Origin of the sequence: Pararhizobium polonicum, assembly GCF_001687365.1 — a bacterium.
In the GTDB taxonomy this organism is placed as follows: domain Bacteria; phylum Pseudomonadota; class Alphaproteobacteria; order Rhizobiales; family Rhizobiaceae; genus Pararhizobium; species Pararhizobium polonicum.
Genome location: NZ_CM004502.1, coordinates 136,949 through 160,902, shown reverse-complemented (window position 1 = coordinate 160,902; position 23,954 = coordinate 136,949). Strand labels below are relative to the sequence as shown.

The following is a 23,954-nucleotide window of genomic DNA, read 5'->3' as shown; positions in this document are numbered from 1 at the left end:
ACCGGCGTTGTTCGCCTTTGCCCTTTACGCCGACGGTAGATTATGCCGAGTGGGCAGCTGTATGGCAACGTTTTTGGGTCATAGGGGTCGTGTAATTATCTCACTAAGATCCCTGAGCAACTCACGCGTATCCGGCGAAATCATCAGACTGCTCGATTACTATTTATGATGGCGACAGAGCGAGACTGGTTGATAGGAATCATCTGGCTCACGACCTAGGTTCCCGGCGGCGAGATAGTCTCTACAAGTCCAGGTGTGCCGCAAACGCTGCTCGCTCCTGAATGAACCTGTACCGGGCCTCTGGCTTAGTTCCCATCAGGTCGTAGACGGTGTCTCGCGTCTCTTCGGCATTGTTTTCGGTGATTTCGACACGCAGTAGCGTTCGTTTCGCCCGATCCATGGTGGTTTCTTTAGCTGTGCGGGCATCATTTCGCCCAGGCCTTTGAAGCGGCCGACTTCAAGTTTCTTATGTCGAAAAACGGTCTCCATCAGTTCCATGCGATGTCCGTCGTCTCGTGCGTAAACTGTAATTCCACCTTGGCGCAGAACGTACAAAGGTGGGCGCCTTCTGGACGAATGCGAGAATGACCATGCCGCCAACTGCGCAGAAAAAAATCAGCCAGAAAGTATCAATGTAGGAGAGTACAGCGGCCTGTTTTTGCACTTGTTGGGAGAGCGTGGCGGTCGCTCGACTGACGGCCGCAATCCGTCCTGCCGCCGCGAATTTGTGAGACAATGCCGAAATTGCGTTCGCTATGTTCGCACGACGGATAGCGGCCACGATTCACCGATGTATCCGATACCTCTATCGCAACCTAATCCCGGCTCAACCCCTGTCATCGTCAGCGATATCGCGACGGATCGCATGGACCGATTTTCGTGACCTTGCGATTGGCCACGGTCTGCGCGCTTGCTAGTCGATGCCAATTCTGGCAGCGGACGGGCGGGGCCTCGGCACCTTCGCGAACTACTATCGCGAGCCGCAGGAGCCGACCGAGCGCGACCTCGAAGTCATCAGCATGGTGACGCGCACGACGGCCATCGCCATCGAGGAGCAGCGGTTCGAACCGCTTCAAGCGCCATGTTAGCGAATAGCAGGGCCGACGGTTTGGATCTTTTAAGGCCTTTACTCGTTTTGGTATAAAAAGTTGGCTGTCCATGTTGGGGTTATCCCAACCCCTTGCTAAGACCGGATCGGGGTCGGACAATCGTATTCAAGTCGACGCAAGTCCGTCCGGCTACTTCGATGACACGGCGGGTTAACGTATCGAGACGTCCGATCTCAGCTCATCCATTGGCCGCCATCGACGTTGTAGCACTGCGCAACAACGTAGTCGGAATCCCGCGATGCCAGAAACACCGCCATCCCCGCGAGGTCTTCGGCAGTGCCCATTCGTCCGTACGGCACAGCTGCGCCGACTTCCTTCTTTTTCTGACCTGGAGCCTTTCCTTCGTATTTGGCGAAAAACGCATCGACACCGTCCCAATGTTCGCCGTCGACCACACCTGGCGCAATAGCGTTGACGTTGATCCCGTACTCAATAAGATTAAGCGCGGCCGACTGGGTTAGACTAATGACGGCTGCCTTCGTGGCGCAATATACCGCAACCAGCGCTTCGCCACGGCGGCCTGCTTGTGAGGCCATGTTGATGATCTTGCCCCCCTTAGCCTGTGCGATCATCTGCTTGGCGACCACCTGCATGGTGAACAGCGGTCCATGGACATTGACGTCGAAGACCCGGCGATAGTCCGTCTCGGTGATCTCGACGAGCGGCGCTGCCGTGAACAGCGCGGCGTTGTTCACAAGGATGTCGATGCTTCCGAAAGCTTCCACCACTTTGATAACCGCCTCTTCGATGCTTGCCGTGTCGGTGACGTCGATCTTGACCGCGATTGCCTGATCACCGATTTCACGGGCGGCGGACTCCGCCCGACCGAAATCGATGTCGCAGATCGCGACCCGTGCGCCCTCACCCACGTAAACCTTAGCGAAGGTAAAGCCTATTCCTCGTGCAGCGCCGGTGATGATGGCATTCTTGCCCTGTAGCCTCTGTGACATGCTTTTCTCCCTATCGTCTTTTGTATTTTGAGTGTCGTCAGAACATTTTCGGAAAATTCACGACAAGGTGCCTTTGAAAGAAAGCCCGAACCTCGACGGAGTAGAATTTCTGTTCAATTTTGCGGATATCCGGGGCCACTGTCGTTTCAACGGGCACGCCCAGATCACTGAGTTCGCGGCGGATGCTAAGGCTTTCGACCAGTGCCGGATCGGTGATATCGGCGATGAACAAAATTGGTGGCCACTCAAAGGGAATGCTAATGCCGGACTGTGTCCGCATCGTGTATGGCACACGGTGCTGACGAGCCAATTGGAGAATTTGCTCCAAGAGGACAAGATCACACCCAATGATAACGATCGCGCCTGGGACCGCAGCGCCGTCGAACCCTCGCGCGATGATATCGGCAAGTTCGCCGGCATCACTGTCGGCCTGGCAGACGAGCCCGACGCATGTCGAGTTGAATTGCGTTTCAAGCTCCAGCCAGCGTTGGCCGAGGGTTTGTTCGGACGCCACGACTTCCAAGCTCCGATAATATGAGCCGTCTTCCCGAATAGTGAAATCGGCGAAACGGCTCTCGTAGGGCGATTGAAGCCCTTCATAGGCCAGTGCGACCCCAGCCCCGGAGATGGTGTTGTCCAGCATTGACGGAATGAGACTGATATTCATCGCTTCCTCCTCGAAACCGGAGAGAAACTAGGCCCGTTTCGCCACCAAGGCTAGCGTGGCATGTGCCCACAACTGATGATATTTTATCCTTATGAGAGGCTGAGGACTTATCGACGGCTGTATCATGGTGATAATATCGCCAGTTCAGGTGGAGCGCCTAAATTGTCTGTAACGGCTCGGCGGCATCCCCCTGAGCACCCTGAATGTCCGGTTGAAATTCGAAAGGTTGTCGTAACCGACGTCGGTTGCGATTGCCGTGACGGGGAGATCGGATCGGGTGAGAAGTTCGCAGGCTTTCGCCATCCTGAGTTCGCTAAGATAGCGGCTGAAGGTCGTTCCGGTGGTCCTCTTGAAAAAGCGCGAAAATGACGTCTCCGTCATTTTCGCCATCTTTGCGAGTTGCTCGAGACGGACGTTACGACTGTAGTTCGTTGTCATCCAAGTCAGGACGTCTCTAAGCGTCTGATTGGCGAGGGGGTCGGAGCTCGGCAAGAAATGCTCGGAGGAAAGAAGTTTTCTTTCGCGGCTGGTCGCCAGGATGTGCAGAAGCCCAAGAAACAGGGATACACGCTCAAGACCGCGAGCTTGCCCGATCTTGAGAAGGATTTCCGCGCCCTTCGTGCGGGCTTCGCCCTCGAAATACATGCCGCGCCTCGCCAACGCCAATAAGGGGGCCAGACTTTTCAGTTCCGGTATCGCTGCGGATATCCCGAGAACACGGTCTTCGTCGAACTGGAGGATAACGTCCCGCCCGTCGACCCGCTCACCCTGATTGAGAGGGGTTACCCAATTATGCGGCAGTCCGCGTCCGATCAAGTAGAGGTCGCCGTTGGAGAAAGCTCCGACATGGTCGCCGATGTGGCTGGCGCCCTCCGCGTTCCGAATGAGGTGGATTTCGCACTCTGGATGGGCGTTCCAGACGCTCCATGACAACGGATAGTCGTCCTGCCGCCATACGAAGCACTCCGTTGCCGAAGGTAGGATCGGTTCGTAAACCGGAGAACGATCAGGCCTCATGGTTGAGTGTTCCACTGGAGCAATGCCCGGACGCTAGACTGGCTCCGCGGTTCTGGCAATCTGCCTCGTGAGCACTAGTGGGACAATAACGGAATGGATCGCAACCTGCGGCATATAGGGGTTGCGCACGTTAAGGCTCAGATCACGTGTTGGCTGTGATCATGGGCCCATACATAAAACAACATAAAACAGAACACATTGCTGCACGAGCACGGGTTAAGTTTATTCATCCGCGAAGAGGAAAAGGTTCATGCGGCACCCACCGATTCATTCGAAAATTCTTGTTTTTCTGCCGCCGGTCGCTGCCGCAATGATCGTCACCAAGCTGGCGGAGCACGGGTATGCCTCTGTCGCGGTATCAGCTGTTGCGGAAGCCTTCGACGCGCTTCGGTCTGAAGAGTTTGTCTTTGCCATCACAGCACGAGGGGACATCGACCTTGTCCGCAATATTCGCCCTATACCGATTGTCAATCTCGAAGTCTTCTTTCACCCCAGAATTAAGGACGGTGCAATGCCGGGCAACCCGAAGCGGTTTGACAGTCAACCATTCCCTGAACGGGTAGATTTCCACTTCAAGCCAGTGGCACGACCAACTCCGAATATCGTGAGGGTAGCAATCTGCGGGAAGCAGAGAGACAAAGCCGCGCGTTGGAAAACCATTGCGGCAAATGCTCTGCGCTGGTTCTGTCATCGCGAACGAGGGCTTGATGCTCAGTCCTGATCCGCCCCGCGCCCTGTTATTGGCCCCGCATTTTCTGTCTCGCTGCAGGGGCTCGCTTATAGGAGGAGGTCTTGAGATTCAGATGGCAGAGCGGTCAACAAGCAGGTTGCTTCTCGCAGCCAGAATCTGGCAAATGGCCGTCCCAAAACAGGAAAGGGCATTTTTGTTAGGGTGTTTCCCAATCTTCTCATTGATAAACGCCGCATCCTTCAGTGGATACATTACCTTAGCACTGTTCATGCTTGTAGCACTGGGTCGGTTTACCAAACGCTCGTTCATTGTGTTGGCAGACAAATTCCCGCGACGATCGCGATCCAAACACTATCTCATAGCATGTGTATCTGCGGCATTCTTTTCGCTGCTGACGCTCAGGGAATGTTATATCGCGGCCGTGATAGTCGACAGCGAGTTTCGCTCAAATCCGTTCGAGATCTACGGTGCACAGAAGTGAGCAATAAGCCGCCCAGCTCCGAAAGGCAGGTGCGGAACTACGCCGCAACATCTTGCAACATCTTGCAACATTTTCCCATAAAGTTTTGCATGAGATCGGGTAAAGGGAGAAATGGCGCGCTGTAAACACCTTGCGATGTCCACACAGAAACGGGCGTGCCCCGATCAAGAGCTGGAAGAAATGGCGATGTCCACGCAGCAACCTGCAAATATTGCTCCGCTCAAAGAGGCACCCCCGGCGCCAGCCCGGATCCTCATCGTTGAAGACGATGGGGATATTGCGAGGATGCTGGTCGATTTGGTCAAAGGCAACGGTTTCGAGGCCGCCTCGGTCGCAAACGGGATCGAGATGGATAGGATCCTTGCCCGCCACGGCTTCGATCTGATCCTTCTGGACGGAATGCTCCCCGGCGAGGACGGCTTCAGCATCTGCAGGCGGCTGCGATCTTCCGGAAAAACGCCGATCTTGATGTTGACGGCACTGCGCGAGGATATCGACCGTATCCTCGGGTTAGAACTGGGTGCGGACGACTACGTCACCAAGCCTTTCAATTCACGTGAGCTGATGGCTCGCATAAGAAACATTCTAAGACGAGCGTCTGATCATGACGGACCGCCAGCCGTACTCGAGCCGATGACGTTCTCAGGATGGCGGATTGATCCAAGAAGTCGTGAGCTTTTCGACGCCGAAGGCGCTCAGGTTTCCATGACAACAGCAGAATTCGATCTGCTTTGGGCGTTTTGCTGTCATCCGAACAAGGTTCTCACACGGGAGCAACTTCTGGCAATGACGCATGCCGGTTCAGCCGGGCCGATCGAGCGTAGCATCGACGCCCATATCAGTCGTGTCCGGCAGAAGATCGAGCCTAATCTGAAGGACCCAACATTCATCAAGACTGTCCGGCTCGGCGGATACCTATTTGCCTCTAAGGTAGAGCGTCTTCCATGAGGGGGCTTCGTAGCGCCTCAATCCGCAAACAGCTATTTTTCCTTGCAATCTTATTCGTCGTTCTCGTCTCAGTAGTTGCGGCCGCGACGGAGCCCTTCATTTACGGTCGTCACGACAAGGGTATCGAGATCGGTCTGTTCGCGGGTCGCGTGGAGACGGTCCTCGAACAGTTTGCGCGCAGCCGTACCCCTGCGGAAGAAGATGCAGCGCTTCGATTCGCCGATCGGATGGGCGTTTCGGCACGACGGGCGTCGCCCTCCCAGACGTCAATGTCGTACCGGGCAGGCTCGCCGACTCCGGAAATCCTGCGGCGTGTGAAACAACTCGTCAATGACGGAATTTTGATGTCGATCCGAAACGCGGTTTCAGGCAACAGCGGTCGATCCACGCTTACCGTTGAAGTTGACGAAAACAGGGCTTTGTCTTTCGCCATGCCGCAATTCCCAACCAGTGTCTGGCTGGTGCCGGCCGTGGCAAGCGGAATCTTGAAAATCGTCATCCCGCTTATCCTTCTGGCTTATATTGGCGGCTGGCTGGTAACAAACCCTCTCGTCCGGTTTGCTGCCGCTGCGCAACGTGTGAGTATGGATGACCACTCCGACGAACCGTTCAAAGCAGAAGGTGCTTCCGAAATCCGGAGTTTGGCGGCCTCGTTGAATGTTATGCAAGGCCGGATCCAGACGATGTTACGAGAGCGAACACGGGTCCTTCGCGCGATAAGCCACGACCTTCGAACGCCGCTTACAAGACTGCGCATGCGCATCGATCGGTCGAACGAACCGGCGCTGAAAGAACTCATGCTGGCTGATGTTACCATGCTCTCATCGCTGATCGACGCGAGCCTCAGCTTTCTGGACAACAAATTCGAGCCCCCACGCAAAGTGGACTTGTCGAGTTTGCTCCAAACAATTTCGGACGATTTCGTCGATACGGGGGTCAGTATTCGCTTCATCGGTCCGCGGAGGCTGAAATACATCTGTATGCCACAGGGATTGACGCGCGCCATCTCCAATCTTGTCGACAATGCGTCCCGTTACGCGGGGAATATCGAGATCGAATTGGTGGATGGACAAGCCGAGGGTGTGCGAATCAGGGTTTCAGATGACGGGCCGGGGCTCTCTGATGACCTGAAACAGCGGGTTCTTGCGCCCTTTTTCAAGGCAGATGAATCCCGACAGACAGGTGAGAAAAGCGGCGGTTTTGGGCTGGGGCTTTCCATTGCACAGGGCATCGTGACGATAGGTCATAAGGGGGTCTTTACGTTGCTTGATCGCCAGCCAAATGGGCTTGTCGTGGAGATTGCTTTGCCGAAAGTCGAAACCGTTCAGCCCAGCACAACGCTGATTGAAGCCGGCAAGGTTTGAAGACCTTCGATTCCACGAACATTTCCCAACATTATTGAAAACACTGTAACGTCGCAGTCAGCTATCGCTCATCCAGCCACACTCGCCGCTCGGCGCTAACACCGGCTGGAGCCAAAACATTGAAGATCTTTCCCAAAGCCAGCGTCTCCCTCCTCGCCGTCAGCTGGGCTCTTGCCAGCTGTACCACCGCTGATCCAACGGCTTATGCCGGTCTTGCATCCGCCCAGCACCTTAAAGCCGACCCAGGCGACCGCAGCGGTCGTGTTCCTTACCGGTACAACAGCGGTGCCAACTGGAAGCGGTATGACAAGGTCATCGTAGCTCCAGTAACCGTCTACCGCGGGCAGGACAATCAGTTCGTCAAAACCAGCGAGCAGGACAAGAGTACCCTGGCCAGCTACATGCAGTCTCAGTTCACTCAAAAACTTCGAACACGGTTTTCTGTCGTGAGCTCGCCCGAACCTGGAACGCTGCGTATCCATCTGACGCTGACCGGAGCAAAGACGACGACGCCGGTCCTTGGTCCCTTCTCGCATCTTGATGTTGGGGGAGGTGTCTACAACGCGGTGCAGGCCGCTCGCGACAAGGAAGGATCGATGACCGGTTCGGTTGCCTACGCTGTCGAGATCTACGATGCGACGAGCAACATTCTGTTGGCCGCCTATGTCTCCAAACAGTATCCGAACGCGATGAACGTTGGCGCAAGCTTCGGTGCTCTCAAGGCTTCCCAGGTGGCGATTGATAAGGGCGCAGACGCACTTCTGGCACAATTGCGTCAGTGAGACGCTGCCGCAACATAACTCAACATCAAACGACACACTGCAACAGCGTCCGGATGCATGATGTCGTCATAGCTGGCAGCTTCGCACGGTAGCTTCCGCCCACCGCTTTCTTCAACTGGGTCAACCGAAGAACACCCTACAAAGTTCAACCAAGGAAGAAGTCAATGAGACGCGATTTCATCGCTTTTAGTGCGGCAGCCGCTCTTAACGTCATTGCCGCGGTTCCCGCCTTTTCGCAGGTGGTTATCTATGATGACCGGTTTTCAGACCCTTATTCCGTCGACGGTAACACGGAATCCAACTTTCTCCATGCGTGGAACCGCCATCATGACGCTCAGAACCGTTGGTCTGGTCTGCGGTCAAGTTTCGGACCGGACGACGTCATTACCTTGCTCGAGGATCGTGGCTACAGGGTCAGGAACGTCCAGGATGTCGGTGAGCGTTACCTCGTCAAAGCAACCCGTGGCGGCGACAACCTTCTGGTGAGCGTATCGCGCTCCGGCGATATCATGGGCGTCGTGCACGACCAGTACTGAGACTCAAGCCGCACCTGGTTTTCCTCGAGCTTGGTCAAATCCCCAGGTCAGCCAATGTGCGTGGACCAAGCTCGCGGCCGAACCATCGTTCTGGCGCCAAACGAAAGGCAACACATGTCCAATCATCTTGAAGGCGACATTATATCTCCTCCCGAGGCATCTATTGGCGGCGTTATCCGCGTCGAGCGCGTCTGGCAGCATCGCCATGATCTCGAACTCAGGGCGGCAAAGGCGCGGCGCGGTCGTGCAGAATTGCTTACGCTTGGGGCTGGTGGCCTTATGCTCAGTGCAATCTGTGTTTTCGCCTACAGCGAGCTGGTTCCAACACACCTTGTCTCGAAAGAGGCTATGGCCTCCTATCCCGTCGGCCAGGAAATCGCGGCCACGTCAACCAAGCTTCGCGATATTGTCGACACCACCCCCGCACCGGTGAGCATCAGCGAGACGCAAGTCGTCTCTCTCCCGTTCGTTGCGATACCGACAAAACGCCCGCTCAACGGACTGGTTAAATCCGAGAAGGTGGAGCGTGCGATATCAGCTACGAGTTCGGCCGATGTTCTCCGCTACGATCGATGCAACCCACATTGCGAAACGCGAGATTCCCTGGTTGCCGGTACAGTCCCGGTTACAGTTCATGCTGAAACCGCAGAGCTTGATAGCCCAAATCGAGCAGTGGAAATCGGCGCATCCGCCCTGAATGGGGCTGGATATGTCCTCACCCAGACCGCAGCTTTGCCATTCACGACACTAAAACTGGGTCGGGATGCGGTGATCAAAGTTTCCGAACTGGATTGATGGCAACTTGGGCCGTCAGCGCGCAGACATCCGCGGGTGTAGCTCCGAGCACGTAATCATTGAGGAATGGACATGACCGGAACGAAAACAACGATTGCAATAATGCTGTGTGCATTCGCTACACCAGTTCTGTCCGGCTGCGTGAGTGACGATTATCCTTACGATCGAGGATCTAATTATTCCCGAGACTTCTATGGGACGCCTGAGCAGCGCGACCGTGCCCGAGAGGCATGGCAACGTCAGCAAGCTCGTCGTGACGAGATTGACCGTAGAGACGAAGCAACCTATCGGGAAGCCCGGGATCATCGCCGGTTTTGCCGAAATGCACCATTTTCGATGTTTTGCAGATCTGACTGACGAAATCGGCATTCATTGCGGCTTACGATTGCCTGCGGTCTCGGAATGGGGAACGGGTCAGCCCGCCTGCCGTGTCATGTCAGGCTCCGCCCCTCCTCATCCCATCACAATCGCAACCCAAGCGAACGTCCCGCCCCGGTGTCGGCCTGTTTTCGACATCGCAAGGCGATTTCGGTCGTCCCTAGTCCTCCAAATACAGGAGATGATTATGTTCGAAGGCGACTTGACAATCAAAGACGTTCTCAGTGATCCGCTTATCCGTCAGGTGACGCGTGCCGACGGTGTATCTTCAGTTCAACTGCGGCGTTTGCTGCATGAAGCGCGCCAGCGATACTTAACCGCAAGCCATCAAGACATCCGAGAGGGAACACGACCTTTTCAACAACCTCGGCAGAAGGCCAACGAGTGCACACGGCCGAGAGAAATTCCGCCTCGCAACAAATCATAATCTGAAAAGACACTCTGCAACACGTCTCTGCGCCATAGTCCATCGCACGAGCAGAACAGACCCCCGGGGCTAGATTCTGCTCCGCGAGCAACATAGGGACGTTCACATGCAAATGAGACTTTTCGCCTTCGCAGCGTTCGCGCTGTCTTCCGCAGCTCCGGTTCTTGCGGCCGATCTTGTTGATGAGCAGCCCTCGCCTCCGAGCGAACAGCAGGCCTACTCCGCTTATGATTGGTCTGGCTTCTATCTTGGCGCACAGGGCGGATACAACTGGAACCAAGCAACGATTTTTGGCTCCGACGCGGATCGCGACAGTGGCACAGTCGGCGCGCATGCCGGGTACAATTTCCAGCATGGGAACATCGTTTTTGGTATCGAGAACGACTTCAACTACAATTTCGAAGAGAGCGACAACACAAATGTCGAGTGGGATGCGTCTGGCCGCGGCCGCGTCGGTTATGCGTGGGATCGAACCTTGTTCTTCGCAACGGCGGGCGTTGCAGCGGCGGGCGCCAAAATCGACGTTCCAGGTGCCGGTAAGAAGGATGACATTCTGATCGGATGGACCGCTGGGGGCGGCATTGAGCACGCCCTGACCGATAATATCCTGGTACGTGGCGAATATCGTTATTCCGACTTCGGCAATAAAGACTTTGGTTCATCCATCGGTGAATTCGGAGCAACACAGCACAAGGTCCTCGTTGGCGCCAGCTACAAGTTCTAAAACCACGGCGTCCGGTTTCCTCCAGTCTCGGGTGCCGCAGCAATCTGACGTCTTGACCTTCCTGGGCACTGCTCAGGTTCTCAGCGGAAATCAGGATACTAGAACGCTAGGCGATAGCTGCCTCGATGGTCATGGCGAAGGTCTCGGCATAGCGTGCGTTGCCTTCGAATACGCCAAAACGTGCAAGCAGGCGCGCCGACGATCTCAGGCGAAAGGCGCTCGCCAAAGTGGGATTGACGGATCGGGCTGATGCCTGGCCACTAAAGCTTTCGGGCGGCGAGGCACAGCGCGTAGCATCCGCCCGTGAGGCGAGGATGAATCGAATGTCATGCCGTTCAAGGCGATGACAGACGCTTTCAAGCGTTCAGTTCGCGCGGCGTGCTGAGAAGATGATGTCGAGCGTCCCCATCGAGAAAGCTCGGTGGCGAGGATGTAGGAACCGGCGTCCCGCATGGAGCGCCGATATACAGGGCAGCTCGCTGCGGACCATGCGGGACGGCCCTATTCTTCTCGGTCGGGCTGACGCGACGGGTGGGCGTCGGTGAATGCGGAGAGCTGATCGCACTGGCGCCTTATTCCGCGCAGGCGTGTGAAGGGAGAGAGGTCGACCCCGAAGCGGTCAGCCGAGAAAAGCTGAGGCAAAAGGCAAATGTCTGCGAGGCTTGGCCGATCGCCGAATGTAAAATCAAACGCTGGCTGCGCTTCCAGAAGTGCTTCGCACGCCGCAAGGCCGTCGCCGATCCATTGCCTGCACCAATCGTCCACCGCATCTTGCGTAGCTCCGAAGTCTTTGCGCAACTTGCTCAGAACTCGCAGATTTTGGAGCGGATGGATATCACAGGCGATGATCTGCGCGAATGCGCGCACCTTGGCCCGCGCGGACGGATCAGCAGGAAGGAGGGGGGGGTCTGGCCGTGTCTCATCCAGGTATTCGATGATTGCGAGGGACTGAGTAAACGTGCTCCCGTCGACCTTGAGCGACGGCACAAGGCCCTGCGGATTGATGGCACGATATTCTTTAGACATCTGCTCGCCACGCCGGAGATGGACGGACGCGAGGTTTGCTTTCAGCCCCTTGAGATTCAGCGCAATCCTTAATCTGTAGGCGGATGAACTGCGAAAGTAGCCGTGGATTATCATTTCGCGTCCCCGACCGCCAGCTCCACAGGCTCCAGGCCCTCGATCTCCCCCCGGATCGTGTCGCCAGAAACCACCGCTCCCACGCCGGCGGGGGTTCCGGTGTAGATCAGATCGCCCGGACCAAGTTCATAGTATCGCGACAAGTGGCTGATTAGTTCTTCGACAGTCCACACGAGATCCGAAAGTCTCGCCTCCTGTCGCCGCGCGCCGTTTAAGTTGAGCTGAATGATCTGCTCTCTCACGGCAAAGCAATCCGATCGGGTGATCGGCCCGATGATCGCGGACTTTTCAAAGTCTTTTCCAAGATCCCACGGCCTCTGCTTTTCCCGCGCGGCCAGTTGCAGGTCGCGCCGTGTCATGTCTAAACCCGTGGCATATCCGAAGACCGCCCCACCAGCGTCCGCTACTGCAACATTCCGCGCAGGCGCGCCCAAGGCGATCACAAGCTCCATTTCGTAATGATAGTCGGCAGTCCCAGAGGGGTAGGGCACGGTTGTGCCACTCTCCACGATCGAAAATGGGGACTTTGTGAAGTAAAATGGTGCCTCACGGTCTACCTCCACCCCCATCTCCTTCGCGTGGTCGGCATAGTTTCGGCCGACGCAGAAAATCCGCCGCACTGGATACCGTGAATGCTCGCCCAGCACTGGAATGGACGGCATGTCGGTCGGGGGAAAGAAGTACGCCGCCGCTTCTTGGGTGAGGGTGTCGGTCATGGAAGTGGTCTCCTTAGGGTGGAGGTTTCATTCAAAATTTCGAGTTGGTTGCCGGATGCTGCCCTCGGCCAAGAGTTACGCGGTCTTCAGATTCCAGTTTCAGTCGATCGAGAAGGTCAGTGGGAAAGTCGCTGGTGGAGCCCCCGTTGTTGAGGTCTACCGCCCGGAGCCAGACTTCCTGCGCCCGCTCCCACGGCGTCTCAAGGATCGACTGGATCTCCCAGTGCCGATCGGTGAGATCCCGCCATTCCACATTCAGGTGAATCTCTGAATGATCGAACAGGTTTCGAAGCGCGCGATCCGGCAGGGTGGCACCCAGGTCAATGTCATACCGCCGTGCGACTTGCGAATCCTGCGCACTCGCGTGGAAATTCTGTCCATCGCGCACAGCCTCAATAAGGCGAGTCATCCCGCGCGCATGGTAACTCACGTGCGCAATGACATGTGCGCGTGTCCACCCGGGAACCAGAGACGGCCCGCAAAGCTCCGAACCAGAGAGGTCGCGCAGTTTCCTCGCAAAATATGCGGTTCCTCTGCGTGCCCAGCTGAGTGTCTGAACCGGCGCGCTTGCAGCATCGTAGCGCGCACCGGCGCCTTGCCTTGCGCGTAGGGCATCACGCGCCTCCGCCTCGAGGTCGCGAGTCATCCGTCCTTCCCATTGATCATGGTCCGGGCGAAGTTCAGGCGCTCCATGATAGGTGCGTCCGAGAAACGGAAGAGGTCGAATTGCTCATCGGACCAAAGCGACCATGGCACCCACGACGGGATGACGAAAAGATCGCCTTTTTCAAGGCGGTGCTCGGTGCCCGCCATCGTCACGCCGCCCTTGCCCTCGTAGACTTGGAAGACAGTGGATCCCACTTCCCTGCGAACAGGAGTCGCGGTTCCGGCGCGGAGCCGATGAAACTCGGCGCGGATTGTTGGCATGACGTCGCCGCCGGTTGTCGGGTTGATGAAACGCACCGCCGCATGGCCCTGTTCGACGGTTGCTGGTTGCCCATCTTCCTCAAGGAGCAACTGTTCAGTAAGCGCCCGGTCAGTGTGCTTCCACCTGTAAGCCCCAACGGGCGACGAGACGGTGTTTTCGAGAACCGATAACGGGCGCAAGCCAGGGTGACACCAGAGCCGCTCCGATCTGGAAAAGTTCGGGGTCGCGTAATCCGTCACCCGCTCGGATCCGAATTCGAAGAAACCGACATCGTTCGCCCAGGAGAACGGGATGTCCAGCCCGTCAATCCAGGCCATGGGATGATCGGAGTTGTTGTGATGTCCGTGAAAATTCCAGCCCGGGGTCAACAGGAAGTCCCCTCGGCTCATTCGGACAGGATCGCCGTTAACGACGGTCCAGACACCCGCACCCTCGACCACGAAGCGAAATGCGTTCTGGGAATGACGATGCTCAGGCGCGACCTCATGCGGGCCGAGATACTGGATGGCGGCCCATAGTGTCGGCGAGACATAAGCGCGACCGCCGAGACCCGGGTTTGCCAGGCCGAGCGCCCGCCGCTCACCTCCCCGTCCTACTGGCACAAGGCGACCGGACGCCTCGGCCAGTGGCAACAGGTTGGCCCATTTCCATACGTGAGGCACAGCCTTAGGTTTGGGATGAACTGGCATCAGATCGCCCAACTGGGTCCACAGAGGCATGAGATGTTCAACTTCGAAGCCGGCATAGAGTGCGCGGAGCTCCAAACTGTCCTCCGGCTGCTGTCCATGAGGAGAAATATCTGCTGTTTTGGACATGGCAAACTCGCGATTTTCAGGTTGTCGGAAGGTTGTGGGACAAAATGGGCGATAGCATTTCGCGGAGTGGCCCTGTCGCCGTAGCGCCCATGCGGTCGTCGCGCGTAACGAAGACGGCTCGTCGTTCGCTGCCTTCGCAACACAGCACGGCTCCTGACCGCCCTGAATATTGAAGCAGGAATGATCTTTCGCCCCATTCGATGCCGGTCAGTGCAAAGTTCAGAAGGTCTCCGTCTTTCGCCGGGGCCCGGAACGTCAACTCACTCGTCAGCACACCAAGCCCCTTGGACCCGAGGCTCCTTGCGATTTGTGCGTGCCCGCCTGCGCCTCGCAGGAAGTGATGAAAGGTTGTGTCCATCCACCGATAGAAATTCGGGTAGAAGACGATTCCCGCGGGATCGCAGTCGCCGAAAGTGACCGGGATATCCAAGCTGCAAAGAGCGGCCGTGGGTCGTGATGCAGATGCGGTATCGATCATTCCGCTTCCTTTCACAATACTGGGACAGTCGCCGGGCGTTCGGCGTCGTAAAGCTTGGCGAATTCAGGCGCGATTTTGCGGAGTCGGTCGCGATCGACACGGCCTGAGCGGGTAATGTAGCTGAAGGCAAAATCGATGGGCTCGGACTTGAGCCGATCATCAAAGCTCTCATACCACAACGCTGATGTGTTTGCAGCGTTCACGATCTTTGCCGCGATCGGCGGCCTCATCTCCTGGTAGGCGGCAAGACCCGCATACATGTCGTCGTGCTCAGATAAGCAACGCATCAGCGCGATCGCGTCATCGAAGGCCAGCCGTGTACCAGATCCCACCGAGAAGTGCGCCGTGTGCGCCGCATCCCCTAAGATGACGCGGTTGCCGGACACCCAACGTTCGCACCAAAGCCGCGGGAATTGTCGCCAGACAGAGCGATTGGTGATCAACGGCGCGCCTTCCAGGACCTCTGAGAATATCCCCGCGCAGACGCAGGCGCTTTCAGCTTCGCTCATGGACGCAAATTTCGATAGTTCGAAGGTATCCTTCGTGCACTCCACGATAAACGTGCTTATGTCAGGCGCATAGCGGTAATGATGCGCATTGAGGGCGCCATGCCGGGTCTGCACGAAGCTCTGGGTTAGGGTTTCGAATCGGCGCGGTGTCCCGAACCATGCGAAACAATTTCCGAAATGCTCCAGGCTCGGTTGGAACCCCTGGTCCGATTGACGAACCACCGAATTGATGCCATCGGCGCCGACGATCAGATCGCCGTCCAGAAGATCGGCGGAATCTATCCTAGTGTCGAATCGCAGTTCGACACCGAGGGTAGCGGCCCGTTCGCGAAGGATCTCGATAAGTCTAAGCCTCCCGATCGCCGTGAACCCGACGCCATCAATGGTGAGGGGTCGCCCGGGGATGTTGAGGGTCATATTTTGCCACCGCTCCATCTGCGGCGTGATAAGCGCATGGAGTTCCGGATCGTCCGCTCGCAGAAAGTCGAGCGCTTCGTAAGAAAAGACGACGCCGAAACCGAATGTAGCGCCTTGTGGGTTCTGCTCGGTCACTCGGACGCGGGCACCCTGCAAGAGGCGACGGGCGAGGATTGCAGTATAGAGACCCGCAGGACCGGCACCGACAATATCGATCAGCTTCGGTTTCATTCTTGCTCTCCTTTCGGGATAACGTGGTTCATATGCAGGGTCTGCGCGTCAACGAGAGACCGCACCGCCTACGCGCAGGTTCGTGGCGGGCAGCGCGAGGACCGCAAGGCCGCCAGAGCCTTTCGGGGGCGCCGTGATTATTAGGCCGAAGGAAAGCTTGCCGGTCCGATCTACTGAGTGAATCTGCGATTTCATGGGCGCACCGGCAGCGAAGACGATGCAAGGTTGTCGGTTTTATCCGGCTGTCGCGCTATGGCGAGGCGTTCGGAATTCGGCATAAAGATCATAACGATGCCGGATGCGAGGAACAGAACCCCGCAGAGTCCCAGTGCCAATTGAAGTGAAACGAGTTGGGCAAGGCCACCGAACAGAACAGGAGCGAAAGCGGAGATGCCTCGGCCGACGTTGAAGCAGAAACCGGAACCCGTGGCCCTGACATGGGCCGGGTAAATCTCGGCGAAGTAGGAGCCGAACAACCCCACCCACGCCACGAAGAACGCATAGAGGGGACCAAGCCAGAGCAACACGGTGCGATCGGTCGCTATTGCATACATCGGCAGCGTGACGGCGCATCCGAAAAGCGTAATGATGAGTGCAAGTCGCTTTCCGATCAGATCGGCGATCAGACCGAAGATCTGGTAGCCAATGAACATGCCAACGCTGAGGATCGTCATGAACGTTCCCATGTCTGACACGGAGAGGCCTCTTTCTTCGACCAGATAAGTCGGAAGCCAGGTCGTCGTTCCCCAATAGGCCGATAGAGCGAGACCCGCGACAATGGCACCAAGGATGCTGTTTCGACGCAACTCCGGACTAAAGATTTCGGCGATCGTGACCCGACTTGCATCTAAGGTTCCGCGCTCGCGCGCCTCGATCCTTTGCCGCCGCTGCTCAAGCCACACCTCGGATTCCGGGACAAAGAAGTAGATGTAGATCGCAACGAAAAGCGCCAGTCCGCCGGTAAGGAACACCATCCGCCAACCATATTCAGGCACAATGAGACCCACGAACATCGAAGCGAGCGCCACGCCGATCGGGAAAGAGCTCAATGCGAATGCCGCAGCGCGACCGCGCTGATGCGGCGGCCAAGTTTCGGCGATGTATGCCGCGATCACGCCCCAGATCCCCCCCAGGCCGAGGCCAGCAAGGAAGCGCAGGACGAATATTTCCCAGTAGTTGCTCGTCGCCGCAATGAGCATCGTCAGGATGCTGAAGCTGATAAGCGAGACAAGCATCGCAACACGGCGACCGTAATTGTCCGAGAACCATCCGCCGAGGATGGCGCTGAGCGCTACTCCGATCATCGTTGCGGTGGCAAGGAAGCCGCCCTCCGCGGGCGAGAGATCGAGTTCGAGCATGATCGGCCGAAGGCACAGCGCCAGCAGCACCAGATCCATGGCATCGAACGTGTAACTGAAGAACCCCCCCGCGAGGACCTTCCACTTTCCCTTGGTCTTCATCTGTCTCCCTCCAGAATTCGCCAAATGCCAAATAAGGCACCCAGCTGTGCGGTGCCGTTTGTGTTTCAGGCCGCCATGGTGGCAAGGCTGGGCAACCCGATCAGATCGCGCGCCTCCTCCGGCGTCGCGGGCTCAAGACCAAGATCTCGGATGATGCGGACGATCCTTTCGACCTGCTCTACGTTCGTCGCCAGCTTCCCGCGCGCGTAGTAGAGATTATCCTCCAACCCGACCCGAACATGTCCTCCCATGAGGATCGATTGCACACCAGCATTGAGCTGGGCCGCGCCGATGGCGCTCACATTGAAGAGCGCGCCGTTGGGCATCATGTCGACCATCTGCGTCAGGATCTTCGGCGTATACGGCATAGCGCCTTGGAAACCACGATTGGCGGACAGAACGAAGTTGATGAAGTAGGGCGGCTGGTCGAGACCGGCGTTGATGCAATCCGTCACATCCTGCAGAAGGTGCGTAGGGCTGAAAACCTCCCACTCGGGTTTGATCCCACGTTCCTTCATCAGTGTTGCGAGCTGCTTGCAGCGAGATGGTGATGTGTTCATCAGCATCTCGCGACCCTCGAAAGTGGCAATGATGGTGGTGGGGTCCAGGGTGCACATTTCCGCGCCTGCCTCGACGCCTTTGATGCGCTCTTCCCAAAGAAGTTCCGGATATCCGTTCGGACCTTCTCCCACGACATCACCGCTGACTCCGCCGCCGGTGGAGTTGTTGATGACGATATCACATTTCGCACGGATCAGATCATTGATCCGGCGATAGATGATCGGATTACAGGTAGCCTGATCGTCAGGACGCCGCGCGTGGACAGCGACCACGCTGGCGCCCGCGTTGTAGCAACGATAAACGTCCTCGGCGATTTCGTCGGGCTGTGTTGGAAGGTTCGGGTTCATGGCCTTGCTGGCCATGCCGCCTGTCGGTGCGATGGTAACGATGACTTTTCTCTCAGCCATGTCGGCTTCTCCTAAAATCTGGCAGAATTCGAGCGGATTGAAGGAAGCCGGATCAACCGAGCGGCTTCGCGTCGACAAGGACGAAGGCAACGATGCAGGGCTCTTCGGAACGATTGGCCCAAGCGTGATTTGTCCCGCGCTGGACTAGAGTATCGCCCGCCTTCATCTTCTGCTCACCAACATCCATGATGGCCCAGATTTCGCCGGACAGGACGATCGCGAAATCGAGGGAGCGCGTCTGATGCATTTGCCCGTGACGTGCCGGCCGGCCGATGGCGATGGACGCTGTTTCGTCGACCGGTGCCGATCCCCCCATCGCTGCAACCTTGGGCTCCCAGTCCCGGTCCGGCGGGAATTCGACAATCCTGAACACGCAACCGCCGGCAGGAGGCGCGACCACGAACGGGACCTCGCACGGATCTTCATCGGTGGCGCGCGAATTGTCCGCCGGGAGGCTGAAGCTCTTCCAGAGGTCGGTTACAGCGTAAGTCGGCGTGTCGAGCACCGTCATGATATGCGGCCCGGTGCGATCTGACAGAAAGGTCGACAGACCTTCGGCATCGTGGCCTGTGACGAGAAGCCGGTGCCTGGTGACGTTATTGCTCGGCTGCACCCGGGGACGCGCGAAAACTGTGCTCACGTGGATCTCCTCCCTGATGATTTGCAGCGGTGATCATTGATCCCGCTTATCCTCCATCTACGAGGCTAAGTGGCCATTGTCGTTCGGTCTAATCGTTAGATCCCATTTGACGTATCGGCGGTGCCGATACATTCTAATCGGAATGAAGATCTGACATCCACTATCATACCCGTAGGTATCATGCGTTTCCGCCGCCTCGACCTTAATCTCATCATCTATCTCGATGCGCTTCTTACCGAAAACAGCGTTTCCCGCGCTGCGGAGAGGGTCAACATCAGCCAGTCTGCGATGAGCGATGCCCTTGCGCGTCTTCGCAGTTATTTCCAGGACCATCTGCTGGTGCAGGTCGGTCGGGAGATGGTCCCGACGCCTTTGGCATTGTCAATGAAGGGATCGATCCGGAACGTGTTGCTACAGGTCGAATCCGTCGTCTCTTCTGCCCTTGAATTCGATGCGAAAACTTCGACCAGGCGGTTCCGATTCCTGGCATCGGATTACGTCACTGACGTGCTCCTGGCGGGGCTTCTGCTTAGGCTCGAACGCGTAGCGCCCTATATCACGTTCGACGTCCGATCCTTTGGCGGACGCTTTATGGAGGATTTCGAGCAGGGCGATCTCGACCTTCTGTTCACACCTAAGGGGTATGCGACGGACCGCCACCCAACAGTCACGCTTTTTCAAGAGTCCTTCGTCTGTGTCGCGTGGAAAGGCATGCGGTTAGGTGGTGAACTTACGACTGATCAGTTCGAGTCCATGGGGCATATCTGCGTCAGCCTCGGCGACACGCGCACGTCTACCTATGATGAATGGTTCATGAAGCACCGCGGAGAAACCCGCCACGTTGCAGTGACCGTGCCGTCGTTTCGGGTTGCTTTCGAATTCTTGACGGGCAGCTCACGGTTGCTCACGTGTCATAGAAGGCATGCACTGAAATTTGCACATCAGTATGAACTGGAAATCCTGCGTCCACCCTTCACGATCCCGCCGATCGATCTCCAGATGCAATGGCATCGCTATACCGAGAATGATCCGGGGCTGGCGTGGATACGAAACGAGGTTTTGCAATTTGCGAAGTCCATCTAGCCTCGCGAGGATCGGTTGGCCCGAAAGCTGAAAAGCGTGATACCACATGTCTGATCTTCGGGGAGAGTGGCGCCGTTATTTGGTGGGTGGCCTATGTCCCGGAGCGCGGCTCCACGACACCCCTGTGGCGACAACCACGCCGAAACGCTGATGAGCAATTGCAGCAACAAGCTCATCCTGCGCAACACGGAAGAGTATCTGTCCAGGCAGCTCGGCGATCGCGAAATGCTTGAGCACGGCCAGAGCATTCGACCGGGCGACAAGGTGTCAGCCTTTCCAACAGCCAGAACATCGTCACGTGCCCGATCTGGAGGGGTGAACTTCACCGGCAACTGGCCCGTGATCAAGGTCAATCCAGCCGGTCGGCGCCAACCGACCTGCCCTGTCCGGTGACACGTGAAAAGGGGGGGGCCGTGGGCAAGCTTGGCGAGCCTGATCCAGGTTTCGATAGCAACCACTGGGCACCTGAGGATGGAGGTCTCCTCAGCCGGGGGACAGAGGCGCTTACGTCGGCTGAAATGTTGGTGGGTATTGAAAATGGCGAAGGCAACCAGCTCGCGTGACGCATCAATCAAGGCGTTCTTCACGAGGTTGTTTGCTGATAGTGGTCGCGTCGACACGAAAGGACTTTTCGACGTGACCGCTGACGAAACGTTAGATTATTCGACTCCACCTTGCTCGACAATGACATAGTCGGATTCGAAGGCCTCGACACGTTGCATTTCGCGTTTGTTGAACAAGAGTCTTACGACATCCGGGCGAGAGTAGTGACCAGAGGGGTCGTAGGCTGCCTTCGCAAGGCCAATCAAGCCGAGATCGACGTCGGCATACATTATGCCCTCTTGCGTTTCCGGGATAGGCTTAGCTAGTGGCCCGCCATCCGGCCCGAAGATCATTGTGAAACCACCGCCTTCGAGCAGAAGACCTTCTTTCGCAGGCGTGTCGACGAGCATTTCGATCATCGACTTGGAAACGATGGCGCACGGGGCGAGCACATAGGCGCCGCCTTCGAGCGCATAGACCTGGCTAGCGGCGAGATTGGCTTCCGCGCTTAGCTGAAACGCCGCGCCCCGATAGACCGAAAAACTCGGCCAACTCGCGACGTGAATCTGTTCGTTCTGGGAATACATGGCAAATTTTGAGAGGGGCTGAACATGTTCGGCGCAGCATAGGGCGCCCAAACGGCCCAAGCGGGTATTGTGCACAGCCAAGTGAGACCCGTCGCCTTCACCAAAAACGGCGCGCTCTACATGAGTCGGCTTCAACTTACGCCTGTTGGCAATGGTCATGCCTTTGTCGTCGATCAATGCCTGAGAGAGATACAAGGTGCCACCTGCACGTTCCACATAACCCATCACGACATGAATGCTATTGTCGGCCGCAACCTTTCGCAGCCTCTCATACTGGACGTCACCGACCTCCATGGCGTTGGCAAAATACTTCCCGACGAATTGCATGCCCCAAGCCGGGGAATCGAGCCATATCCACCAAGGATAACCAGGCAACCAGACTTCAGGAAAGGCGATCAGGGATGCGCCCTCTGCCGCCGCCGCTTCGATCAAAGAGACCGCTTTGTCCACTCCTTTAGCAAGATCGAGAAATTCCGGTGCGGCCTGAACTGCCGCTACTTTGTACTGCATTGTGGTCATCGTTTTTCCTTTCGTTCCCGGTTTCGAAACTCACACGCCGTGGTCCGACCTTCTTGGACGAGCTGGCCAGAATTATTGGCCAAAACGGCCTGCCGTAGGCATTGGCTCATTTCTTGCGTCTGTCTCCCGGAGTAAAACAACCGGGCGGTCAGCCATGCGGGAAGTGGATCACAATTCAAATTCGCTAGAAGCCTGGAAAGAGCAGCTTTGGTTGACCTATGTACGGCTGGAGAGCAAGAGCGACGCACCCAATTTCTACGGCGATGTGTTGGAGTATTTTCGCGGGGCCGACAGCTTGAGTTTGGTGAACTCGACGAGCCAGCTCACGGAACGAACATGTCACCATATACGGGCAGACGGACAGGAAGTCTTACTGATCGCCTTTCAGATTGAGGGCCGGGGAGCAGTTTATCAAGATGAACGGGTCGCCGAGACCGAGCCCGGTAAGCTCGTCTTTTATGACAGCACGAAACCATACAGGCTTGTCTTCGACGGGCCTTTTAGGCAGATGGTGCTTCGCGTATCGCATGCCACTCTGCGGTCCCGGTCGCACGGACTGAGAGGTCTGAATGCCCGCACATTTCAGGCGCTGGAAGGATCGGCCGGAGTCGCGCTCGACTTCTTGAAAAGTATCGCGCATCGTGCGAACGAAATAGGGTCTCGTGATCTCCAAGCCATGGTCGCCGTCGCGGGAGACCTCGTCATCAATGGCATCCTGTCGCAGTCAAACGACCTGGCACCGCGCCTTCGTCTTTTCGAAAAGCTGCGCAATGGAGTATCCGGAGAAGTGAGAAATCCTGAATTCGGGACTTCGGAATTCGCGGTTCATGCGGGGATGTCTAAGCGATCTCTTCGAAGGCTCTGCGCGGAGAACGGCACGTCGCCCGGTCAGATGATACGCGATGCGCGTCTTCAAGGTGCCAAACGAGAACTGGCGATGGGCGCCACCGTGCGGAAATCGATCACAGACATCGCGTTAGGCTGGGGCTTCAATGACATCAGTCATTTCAATCGCTCCTTCAAGTCCGCTTTCGTCTGCACTCCTTCGCAGTGGCGACGCGCGTCCACGTAATTTCGAACCTCGGGCTTCCTCTGGATGCTGAGCCGTTGAGACAGACGTGCGGCCCGACAACCGATGTTCAAAATAGTGGCAGAGCGCCTTTAGTTTGGGCGCCTCGGCCCACATTGCCAATCCAGAAAGCAATCGCCATCAAAGCTTCGGTAACTTTGTGGCGGCAACCGAGGCCGCCACGCATGTGGACGGCCTCACATGAGATCGACAGAAATGCCGATGCTCAACAATAGCTGCATTTGTTTAGTTGACGGCGACTTAGCTGGAGATGCAGAAAATGGAGCTTTGGGAACTGACGCTGTTCAAACCGGGCAGAGCTTGCCGCGCTGATGATGCGGAGCGAAGTGAGCGTGCAGCTGTAGCCTGCATTTTGAGCAGGTAGCTTGAATCCGCAGCACCATCATTTTCGCGCAGTAGTATTTTAGTTCGCATTTGGTCCAACAGAAACGCATGTTCCATCGACGTCGACGTTGCGAGTTTACGATCGGCCGAACTTTTGTCGGATCGTAGAGCCGATCGGAAAAACGGCTTGCGTGAGGTCGGATGGCTTATCAGGCCGAAATGCAGCCACATGCGCTTCTAGATTCCTGTGCACCGTCTCAATCAGAAGATCGACCATTGCATCCGTGATCGCCGTTTCCCGCGACATGAGATACACCGCATAGGGCGCAAGCTGGCACGCCTGTGTGCGGCGGCGCATTTCGGATGCCTTTTCAGAGACGCGGGGGACGACCTGCTCAATCCAAAGGGCGAGCTGCCGGATGAATGCCAGCCGCCCGTTACTTCCAGAATATTGTCGAGCGGTGCCCGCCGGGCATCGGCTTTCATCGCATTCAAGCCGGTCGACCCCTTCGGCTCGGAAATGATGAAATCCATGTCGTCGAAGCTCAGGCTCCATTGATCGACAAACTTGGGATACGGAATCACGTCCTTGCGTTCAAAACCTGAGAGTGTTGAAGCATCATGCTGCATCCTGATT

Annotated in this window: 24 protein-coding genes and 2 pseudogenes; 11 read left to right on the top strand and 15 right to left on the bottom strand. The window is 56.8% G+C overall.

The features are described 5' to 3' along the window. Nucleotides 1-241 precede the first annotated feature (241 nt). Nucleotides 242-561, bottom strand: a pseudogene (locus ADU59_RS29425) (DNA topoisomerase IV subunit B); the annotation flags it as partial. 359 nt (nucleotides 562-920) lie between these two features. On the opposite strand from ADU59_RS29425, the gene ADU59_RS30170 reads away from it, so the two are divergent. Then, a complete protein-coding gene (locus ADU59_RS30170; RefSeq protein ID WP_139093123.1) occupies nucleotides 921-1,088 on the top strand; it encodes a GAF domain-containing protein in 168 nt (55 codons plus the stop codon). A gap of 194 nt (nucleotides 1,089-1,282) precedes the next feature. On the opposite strand, the gene ADU59_RS00725 is transcribed toward ADU59_RS30170, so the two are convergent. The 3 genes from ADU59_RS00725 to ADU59_RS00715 all read right to left on the bottom strand — a co-directional run bounded on the left by ADU59_RS00725 (nucleotide 1,283) and on the right by ADU59_RS00715 (nucleotide 3,743). Continuing rightward, nucleotides 1,283-2,059 carry an L-iditol 2-dehydrogenase gene (locus ADU59_RS00725; protein ID WP_068950748.1) on the bottom strand — a complete coding sequence of 259 codons (777 nt, stop codon included), beginning with the start codon at nucleotides 2,057-2,059 and terminating at the stop codon, nucleotides 1,283-1,285. Between the two features lie 37 nt (nucleotides 2,060-2,096). After that, the gene (locus ADU59_RS00720) at nucleotides 2,097-2,726 is read right to left on the bottom strand and encodes a hypothetical protein (RefSeq protein WP_068950746.1); all 630 of its coding nucleotides are present in this window, start codon (nucleotides 2,724-2,726) and stop codon (nucleotides 2,097-2,099) included. A 144-nt stretch (nucleotides 2,727-2,870) separates the two neighbouring features. Continuing rightward, nucleotides 2,871-3,743 (bottom strand): helix-turn-helix domain-containing protein, encoded by an 873-nt coding sequence (locus tag ADU59_RS00715; RefSeq protein WP_068950744.1) that lies wholly within the window; start codon nucleotides 3,741-3,743, stop codon nucleotides 2,871-2,873. 250 nt (nucleotides 3,744-3,993) lie between these two features. Between ADU59_RS00715 and ADU59_RS00710 the strand changes: the two genes are divergently transcribed. The 7 genes from ADU59_RS00710 (at nucleotide 3,994) to ADU59_RS00675 (ending at nucleotide 10,869) form a co-directional block, all read left to right on the top strand. Further along, nucleotides 3,994-4,464: a hypothetical protein gene (locus tag ADU59_RS00710; RefSeq protein ID WP_068950742.1), complete on the top strand. Its 471-nt coding sequence runs from the start codon at nucleotides 3,994-3,996 to the stop codon at nucleotides 4,462-4,464. Between the two features lie 631 nt (nucleotides 4,465-5,095). Then, entirely contained in the window at nucleotides 5,096-5,863 is a 768-nt protein-coding gene (locus tag ADU59_RS00700; protein ID WP_068950813.1) for a response regulator, read from the top strand. Continuing rightward, complete coding sequence (locus tag ADU59_RS00695; protein ID WP_068950740.1) at nucleotides 5,860-7,227, top strand: ATP-binding protein; 1,368 nt, start codon at nucleotides 5,860-5,862, stop codon at nucleotides 7,225-7,227. The genes ADU59_RS00700 and ADU59_RS00695 overlap by 4 nt, the downstream gene beginning before the upstream one ends. Before the next feature lie 119 nt (nucleotides 7,228-7,346). Then, entirely contained in the window at nucleotides 7,347-8,009 is a 663-nt protein-coding gene (locus ADU59_RS00690; protein WP_068950739.1) for a DUF3313 domain-containing protein, read from the top strand. 164 nt (nucleotides 8,010-8,173) lie between these two features. Continuing rightward, entirely contained in the window at nucleotides 8,174-8,545 is a 372-nt protein-coding gene (locus tag ADU59_RS00685; protein WP_068950737.1) for a hypothetical protein, read from the top strand. 114 nt (nucleotides 8,546-8,659) lie between these two features. Next, complete coding sequence (locus ADU59_RS00680; protein WP_068950735.1) at nucleotides 8,660-9,340, top strand: hypothetical protein; 681 nt, start codon at nucleotides 8,660-8,662, stop codon at nucleotides 9,338-9,340. Between the two features lie 911 nt (nucleotides 9,341-10,251). Next, the gene (locus ADU59_RS00675) at nucleotides 10,252-10,869 is read left to right on the top strand and encodes an outer membrane protein (protein WP_068950733.1); all 618 of its coding nucleotides are present in this window, start codon (nucleotides 10,252-10,254) and stop codon (nucleotides 10,867-10,869) included. Nucleotides 10,870-11,370: 501 nt separating this feature from the next. Here ADU59_RS00675 and maiA read toward each other — a convergent pair. The 9 genes from maiA to ADU59_RS00630 form a co-directional block, all read right to left on the bottom strand. Then, nucleotides 11,371-12,009, bottom strand: a complete 639-nt coding sequence (gene maiA / locus ADU59_RS00670; protein WP_068950731.1) for a maleylacetoacetate isomerase — start codon at nucleotides 12,007-12,009, stop codon at nucleotides 11,371-11,373. Next, nucleotides 12,006-12,725 carry a fumarylacetoacetate hydrolase family protein gene (locus ADU59_RS00665; RefSeq protein WP_068950729.1) on the bottom strand — a complete coding sequence of 240 codons (720 nt, stop codon included), beginning with the start codon at nucleotides 12,723-12,725 and terminating at the stop codon, nucleotides 12,006-12,008. The genes maiA and ADU59_RS00665 overlap by 4 nt, the downstream gene beginning before the upstream one ends. 31 nt (nucleotides 12,726-12,756) lie before the next feature. Next, the gene (locus ADU59_RS00660; protein ID WP_068950727.1) at nucleotides 12,757-13,371 is read right to left on the bottom strand and encodes a maleylpyruvate isomerase N-terminal domain-containing protein; all 615 of its coding nucleotides are present in this window, start codon (nucleotides 13,369-13,371) and stop codon (nucleotides 12,757-12,759) included. After that, nucleotides 13,368-14,468, bottom strand: a complete 1,101-nt coding sequence (locus ADU59_RS00655; RefSeq protein ID WP_068950725.1) for a cupin domain-containing protein — start codon at nucleotides 14,466-14,468, stop codon at nucleotides 13,368-13,370. Before ADU59_RS00655 ends, ADU59_RS00660 begins: the two co-directional genes overlap by 4 nt. Nucleotides 14,469-14,484: 16 nt before the next feature. Continuing rightward, nucleotides 14,485-14,946: an acyl-CoA thioesterase gene (locus ADU59_RS00650; RefSeq protein ID WP_068950723.1), complete on the bottom strand. Its 462-nt coding sequence runs from the start codon at nucleotides 14,944-14,946 to the stop codon at nucleotides 14,485-14,487. An 11-nt stretch (nucleotides 14,947-14,957) separates the two neighbouring features. Then, nucleotides 14,958-16,103, bottom strand: a complete 1,146-nt coding sequence (locus ADU59_RS00645) for an FAD-dependent monooxygenase (protein WP_068950721.1) — start codon at nucleotides 16,101-16,103, stop codon at nucleotides 14,958-14,960. Between the two features lie 191 nt (nucleotides 16,104-16,294). Next, nucleotides 16,295-17,563, bottom strand: a complete 1,269-nt coding sequence (locus ADU59_RS00640) for an MFS transporter (protein ID WP_068950719.1) — start codon at nucleotides 17,561-17,563, stop codon at nucleotides 16,295-16,297. Between the two features lie 65 nt (nucleotides 17,564-17,628). Beyond that, the gene (locus tag ADU59_RS00635; RefSeq protein WP_068950717.1) at nucleotides 17,629-18,531 is read right to left on the bottom strand and encodes a beta-keto acid cleavage family enzyme; all 903 of its coding nucleotides are present in this window, start codon (nucleotides 18,529-18,531) and stop codon (nucleotides 17,629-17,631) included. 52 nt (nucleotides 18,532-18,583) lie between these two features. Further along, nucleotides 18,584-19,171, bottom strand: a complete 588-nt coding sequence (locus ADU59_RS00630) for a cupin domain-containing protein (RefSeq protein WP_139093122.1) — start codon at nucleotides 19,169-19,171, stop codon at nucleotides 18,584-18,586. A gap of 180 nt (nucleotides 19,172-19,351) precedes the next feature. Between ADU59_RS00630 and ADU59_RS00625 the strand changes: the two genes are divergently transcribed. Both ADU59_RS00625 and ADU59_RS30165 read left to right on the top strand, forming a co-directional pair. Then, the gene (locus ADU59_RS00625; protein ID WP_068950713.1) at nucleotides 19,352-20,254 is read left to right on the top strand and encodes a LysR family transcriptional regulator; all 903 of its coding nucleotides are present in this window, start codon (nucleotides 19,352-19,354) and stop codon (nucleotides 20,252-20,254) included. Nucleotides 20,255-20,404: 150 nt separating this feature from the next. Beyond that, a complete protein-coding gene (locus ADU59_RS30165) occupies nucleotides 20,405-20,647 on the top strand; it encodes a hypothetical protein (RefSeq protein WP_158515688.1) in 243 nt (80 codons plus the stop codon). A gap of 266 nt (nucleotides 20,648-20,913) precedes the next feature. On the opposite strand, the gene ADU59_RS00620 is transcribed toward ADU59_RS30165, so the two are convergent. After that, on the bottom strand, nucleotides 20,914-21,903 hold the full coding sequence (locus ADU59_RS00620) for a carbon-nitrogen hydrolase family protein (protein WP_068950711.1): 990 nt from the start codon (nucleotides 21,901-21,903) through the stop codon (nucleotides 20,914-20,916). A gap of 154 nt (nucleotides 21,904-22,057) precedes the next feature. Here ADU59_RS00620 and ADU59_RS00615 point away from each other — a divergent pair, with 154 nt between their 5' ends. Further along, complete coding sequence (locus ADU59_RS00615; protein WP_068950709.1) at nucleotides 22,058-22,975, top strand: helix-turn-helix domain-containing protein; 918 nt, start codon at nucleotides 22,058-22,060, stop codon at nucleotides 22,973-22,975. Between the two features lie 586 nt (nucleotides 22,976-23,561). On the opposite strand, the pseudogene ADU59_RS29415 reads toward ADU59_RS00615, so the two are convergent. Next, nucleotides 23,562-23,824: pseudogene (locus tag ADU59_RS29415) on the bottom strand (hypothetical protein); the annotation flags it as partial. Nucleotides 23,825-23,954: the final 130 nt, after the last annotated feature.